The sequence below is a fragment of the Citrobacter sp. Cpo012 genome, from assembly GCF_030333015.1.
Taxonomy (GTDB): Bacteria; Pseudomonadota; Gammaproteobacteria; order Enterobacterales; family Enterobacteriaceae; genus Citrobacter; species Citrobacter portucalensis.
The window spans coordinates 1-5,549 of the sequence record NZ_JAOWGR010000026.1; the positions used below are offsets into that span (position 1 = coordinate 1).

The 5,549-nt window shown below is 49.7% G+C and carries 4 protein-coding genes, 4 tRNA genes and 1 pseudogene; 2 read left to right on the forward strand and 7 right to left on the reverse strand.

The window, feature by feature from the left end; translation table 11 throughout:
- From tuf to OGX90_RS01660, 5 genes are all read right to left on the reverse strand, one after another.
- On the reverse strand, window positions 1-1,097 hold a 1,097-nt coding region (gene tuf / locus OGX90_RS01640; protein ID WP_118262821.1), incomplete at its 3' end, for an elongation factor Tu.
- A gap of 118 nt (window positions 1,098-1,215) precedes the next feature.
- A tRNA-Thr gene (locus OGX90_RS01645) sits at window positions 1,216-1,291 on the reverse strand.
- A 5-nt stretch (window positions 1,292-1,296) separates the two neighbouring features.
- Window positions 1,297-1,371, reverse strand: a tRNA-Gly gene (locus tag OGX90_RS01650).
- Window positions 1,372-1,485: 114 nt separating this feature from the next.
- Window positions 1,486-1,570: transfer RNA gene (locus tag OGX90_RS01655), tRNA-Tyr, on the reverse strand.
- 8 nt (window positions 1,571-1,578) lie between these two features.
- Window positions 1,579-1,654, reverse strand: a tRNA-Thr gene (locus tag OGX90_RS01660).
- A 19-nt stretch (window positions 1,655-1,673) separates the two neighbouring features.
- Between OGX90_RS01660 and OGX90_RS01665 the strand changes: the two are divergent.
- Window positions 1,674-1,754 (forward strand): annotated as a pseudogene (locus OGX90_RS01665) (hypothetical protein); the annotation flags it as partial.
- Between the two features lie 289 nt (window positions 1,755-2,043).
- Window positions 2,044-2,994, forward strand: coding sequence for a type I pantothenate kinase (coaA, locus tag OGX90_RS01670; protein WP_003031107.1), 951 nt, complete (start codon window positions 2,044-2,046; stop codon window positions 2,992-2,994).
- Between the two features lie 32 nt (window positions 2,995-3,026).
- On the opposite strand, the gene birA is transcribed toward coaA, so the two are convergent.
- On the reverse strand, window positions 3,027-3,989 hold the full coding sequence (gene birA, locus OGX90_RS01675; RefSeq protein ID WP_003826969.1) for a bifunctional biotin--[acetyl-CoA-carboxylase] ligase/biotin operon repressor BirA: 963 nt from the start codon (window positions 3,987-3,989) through the stop codon (window positions 3,027-3,029).
- On the reverse strand, window positions 3,986-5,014 hold the full coding sequence (gene murB, locus OGX90_RS01680) for a UDP-N-acetylmuramate dehydrogenase (RefSeq protein WP_234692996.1): 1,029 nt from the start codon (window positions 5,012-5,014) through the stop codon (window positions 3,986-3,988). Before murB ends, birA begins: the two co-directional genes overlap by 4 nt.
- Between the last annotated feature and the right edge of the window lie 535 nt (window positions 5,015-5,549).

Genomic DNA, 5,549 nt, shown 5'->3' on the forward strand with positions numbered 1-5,549 from the left:
GGGTGGATCAGGGTAACAACCATTTTGATGTTGTCGCCCGGCATTACCATCTCTACGCCTTCTGGCAGTTCGATGGTACCAGTCACGTCAGTAGTACGGAAGTAGAACTGCGGACGGTAGCCTTTGAAGAACGGAGTATGACGGCCGCCTTCGTCTTTGGACAGAATGTACACTTCAGATTCGAACTTGGTGTGCGGCTTGATAGAGCCCGGCTTAGCCAGTACCTGACCACGTTCGATTTCTTCACGTTTGATACCACGCAGCAGAACACCAACGTTCTCACCAGCACGGCCTTCGTCCAGCAGTTTGCGGAACATTTCAACGCCAGTACAGGTAGACTTAGCAGTCTCTTTGATACCAACGATTTCAACTTCTTCACCAACTTTGATGATACCGCGCTCTACACGACCGGTAACAACGGTACCACGACCGGAGATGGAGAATACGTCTTCGATAGGCAGCAGGAACGGCTTGTCAATCGCACGCTCTGGTTCTGGGATGTAAGAATCCAGGAAGCCAGCCAGTTCGATGATTTTCGCTTCCCACTCTGCTTCGCCTTCCAGCGCTTTCAGAGCAGAACCACGAACGATCGGAGTGTCGTCGCCCGGGAAATCGTACTGAGACAGAAGTTCACGAACTTCCATTTCTACCAGTTCCAGCAGCTCTTCGTCATCAACCATGTCGCATTTGTTCAGGAACACGATGATGTACGGAACGCCTACCTGACGACCCAGCAGGATGTGCTCACGAGTCTGCGGCATCGGGCCGTCAGTCGCAGCAACAACCAGGATCGCGCCGTCCATCTGCGCAGCACCGGTGATCATGTTTTTAACATAGTCGGCGTGGCCCGGGCAGTCTACGTGTGCGTAGTGGCGAGTCGGGGTGTCGTATTCAACGTGAGAAGTGTTGATGGTGATACCACGAGCTTTTTCTTCCGGCGCGTTATCGATCTGGTCGAATGCACGAGCAGCACCGCCGTAGGTTTTAGCCAGAACGGTAGTGATTGCAGCGGTCAGCGTTGTTTTACCATGGTCAACGTGGCCGATAGTACCGACGTTAACGTGCGGTTTAGTACGTTCAAATTTTTCTTTAGACATCGATTGTCCCTCTAAGACACGGATAAATCGGTGATATCACCACATCAACCAGGCAATATACCTGAGCTGTTGAATGCTTTTAAAAGTAAACAGAGAGAAACGGGAAGGAGAAGTGAAGTGGTGCTGATACCCAGAGTCGAACTGGGGACCTCACCCTTACCAAGGGTGCGCTCTACCAACTGAGCCATATCAGCACGTCTGGAGCGGGCAGCGGGAATCGAACCCGCATCATCAGCTTGGAAGGCTGAGGTAATAGCCATTATACGATGCCCGCATCCTGAAACTCGGCTACCCAGTTCTTTCTGCAACAAAAAAGAGATTTCTCTCTTTTCTGTTCGAGCTGATTAATTTTTTAATCAACTCAGGCGGCGATAACGCTGCCAGAAAGTGGTGGTGGGGGAAGGATTCGAACCTTCGAAGTCTGTGACGGCAGATTTACAGTCTGCTCCCTTTGGCCGCTCGGGAACCCCACCGGACTTGATGGTGCCGACTACCGGAATCGAACTGGTGACCTACTGATTACAAGTCAGTTGCTCTACCTACTGAGCTAAGTCGGCATCAAGTAGCGCGCATTTTATGGAGACACGCGCACTCATGCAACTAAAAAATTGCATAAAATGTTCTATCGCTCACATTTTGCACTATACGACCGATAAATAATCTATTTCCTCTTTGGATTGGACAAATTTCCAACGTCAGGTGCCTCCTCTGGGAGGAATTTTGCTCCGGCAGGTACGCTTTGATAGAGAGAAAGCACATCTTTATACATCTGGAATACCCGTCACATTGCATTTCAGAGGATGATTTTTTCTTATTATTCCCCCCCATCTGGTGTTACCCTCCTGCCCATTGTCCAAATTAACTGAAATGTGCGTGCCATTGCGTACCGGGATGATTTCGTTTTTTACCGCAGACCTGATATAGCAATGACAGCCAGACCATGCGTATGAGTATAAAAGAGCAAGCGTTAACGTCGCCTTACCTACAGTTTGATCGCAACCAGTGGGCTGCGCTTCGTGATTCCGTGCCGATGACCCTGACCGAGGAAGAGATTGCTCGTCTTAAAGGCATTAACGAAGACTTATCGCTGGAAGAAGTTGCCGAGATTTATTTGCCTCTCTCGCGTTTGCTAAACTTTTACATCAGTTCGAACCTGCGACGTCAGGCCGTGCTGGAGCAATTTTTAGGCACGAATGGCGAGCGTATTCCTTATATTATTAGCATTGCTGGCAGCGTCGCCGTCGGTAAAAGTACGACTGCGCGTGTTTTGCAGGCTTTGCTCAGTCGCTGGCCCGAGCATCGCAAGGTTGAGTTGATTACTACCGATGGCTTTCTCCACCCTAACCAGGTATTGAAAGATCGTGGACTAATGAAGAAGAAAGGCTTCCCCCAGTCCTATGATATGCATCGCTTGGTTAAATTCGTTTCCGATCTGAAATCAGGCGTACCTAACGTCACGGCGCCGGTCTATTCCCATCTCATCTATGATGTGATCCCTGATGGCGACAAAACCGTTGCCCAGCCCGACATATTAATACTCGAAGGGCTAAATGTATTACAGAGCGGGATGGACTATCCTCACGATCCGCATCATGTATTTGTTTCTGACTTTGTCGACTTTTCTATTTATGTTGATGCGCCAGAAGAATTACTCCAGACGTGGTATATCAACCGTTTCCTGAAATTCCGTGAAGGGGCGTTTACCAACCCGGACTCTTATTTCCATAACTATGCAAAATTATCAGAAGATGAGGCTATCAACACCGCCACATCGTTATGGAAAGAGATTAACTGGCTGAATTTAAAACAAAATATATTACCAACTCGTGAGCGAGCAAGCTTAATCATGACGAAAAGTGCCAATCATGCCGTTGAGCAAGTCAGGTTGAGAAAATAAATAAAAAAGGGGAGCAACAGCTCCCCTTCTTATTACTCAGCGCTTCTTAGCGATATTTCTCCACCCATCCAGGGTTTGATCTCGCCATTTTGTTCAAGCAATAATGCACCTTGCGCGTCTATTCCACGAGAGATGCCAAATATTTCTTTATCGCCAATAATAAGTTTGACCGGGCGGTCGATAAAGTTATCCAGTCTCTTCCAGCGAGACAGATACGGCGCTAAACCTTCGTGCTCAAAGAGCACTAACGCAGCACGCAACTCACGTATCAGTCGGGCAGCAAGGGTATTGCGATCAATGTTAATGCCCGCTTCCTGCAAGTTAATCCAGCCTTGATTAACCACATTTTCTTCAACCCGGCGCATGGACATATTAATACCCGCACCGATAACAATCTGCGCGGCATCCCCTGTCTTACCGGTCAGTTCAACCAGGATCCCTGCTAGCTTACGGTCGAGCAAATAGAGGTCGTTGGGCCATTTTACACGTACCTTCTCTGCGCCCAGATCGCGTAAAACCTCAGCCATGACGATACCAATAACCAGACTCAGGCCAATCGCGGCAGCCGGTCCTTGTTCCAACCGCCAGAACATTGAAAGGTACAGGTTGGCACCAAACGGTGAAAACCATTTGCGGCCACGGCGACCACGCCCGGCTTGCTGATATTCAGCGACACAGGCATCCCCTGACTCCAGTTGACCTATTCGGTCCATCAGGTACTGATTGGTTGAGTCGATAACCGGCAGGACTGTGATATTTCCACCATCCAGTTGAGAATGAATAAGTGAGGCATCTAATAGTTGGATAGGCTCCGGTAAGCTGTATCCTTTACCTGGAACAGTAAAGACATCAACCCCCCAGTCGCGTAACGTCTGGACATGCTTATTGATTGCGGCACGGCTCATTCCCAACTTTTCACCGAGCTGCTCACCGGAATGAAATTCGCCATCAGCGAGTAATGAAATAAGCGTCAGAGGGACGGTATTATCCTTCATACAATGATCTCCACAGCATTCATTTCACCCTGCGGGCCAATAAACCGGACCTCTGGTTCGAGCCAGACATTAAATTTCTCACCGACTTTTTGACGTACATGATGTGCAAGTTGCACCACATCCTGACTCGTCGCATTGTCTGCATTGATCAGCACCAGTGCCTGCTGTTGATGTACCGCTGCGCCACCAATGCGCTTACCTTTTAGCTGACACTGGTCGATAAGCCAGCCGGCTGCCAGTTTCACAGAACCATCAGCCTGCGGGTAATGAGGTGCTGTTGGGAATTTTGCCAGGAGCTCCTGCGCAATCTCTGCGATGACAATCGGGTTTTTAAAGAAGCTTCCTGCATTACCGTTTACTTTCGGATCGGGCAGTTTTGTCGTGCGCATATGGCAGACAGAATCAAAAACCTGCTGAGGCGTCACCGTTGTAGGATCCAGGCGCGTCAGATCGCCATAGGTCAGTACCGGATGCCACTGTTTAGACAAGCGTAAACCAACAGCAATAATTGCGAAGCGATCCTGGTATTCATGTTTGAAGATGCTGTCACGATAACCAAAACGACATTCTGCTGCACCAACGCGCAGATGTTTGCCAGTCGACAGCTCAACGCAGTCTACGTATTCGCAGACGCGCTTTAGCTCTACGCCATAGGCACCAATATTCTGGATTGGCGATGAACCCACGCAGCCTGGGATAAGCGCCAGATTTTCCAGCCCAGGCATGCCAAGCTGCAACGTATGCTGGACCAGATGATGCCAGTTTTCACCCGCACCTACGTGCAAATGCCACGCATCAGGTTGTTCTGTAATCTCAATACCCTTAATACGATTGACGATCACCGTACCCTGGAAGGTATCAAGAAACAGGACGTTACTCCCTTCGCCCAGGATCAGTACAGGATGATGCGATGCATTGGCTGATTGCCAGGCATTCAGTAATTGTTGTTCATTTTCGGCGCAGACAAGTTCATTCGTTTGCTGATCGATACCGAAGGTGTTCCAGGCTTTAAGGGAGTGATTCATAGACGCTTTCCTGATGCAAAATCGCGCCTAGTTTACCGCATATACCGCAGGATGGCTTGTGTTATGGAGGTTTTGGATATTGCTTTGCACCCGATGGTGCGGTGTTGTGATGTGCCTGATGCGCTGCGCTTATCAGGCCTACAAAATACATTCAGCCCTGCCTCTGTAGGCCGGATAAGGCGATACGCCGCATCCGGCAGTATGCAGACGTGTTGCCTGATGCGCTGCGCTTATCAGGCCTACAAAATACATTCAGCCCGGCCCCTGCAGGCCGGATAAGGCGGCACGCCGCATCCGGCGGTTTTCATTCCGCACAGACGCAAAAAAGCCCATCCGTCAGGATGGGCTTTTTCACTAAATTAATGCCTGGCAGTTTATGGCGGGCGTCCTGCCCGCCACCCTCCGGGCCGTTGCTGCGCAACGTTCAAATCCGCTCCCGGCGGATTTGTCCTGGGCAGGAGAGCGCTCACCGACAGACAACAGATAAAACAAAAGGCCCAGTCTTTCGACTGAGCCTTTCGCTTTTATTTGATGC

Coding starts and splice junctions, on each gene's coding strand:
- murB (WP_234692996.1), bottom strand. CDS start 5,014: ATGAATCACTCCCTTAAAGCCTGGAACACCTTCGGTATCGATCAGCAA.
- birA (WP_003826969.1), bottom strand. CDS start 3,989: ATGAAGGATAATACCGTCCCTCTGACGCTTATTTCATTACTCGCTGAT.
- coaA (WP_003031107.1), top strand. CDS start 2,044: ATGAGTATAAAAGAGCAAGCGTTAACGTCGCCTTACCTACAGTTTGAT.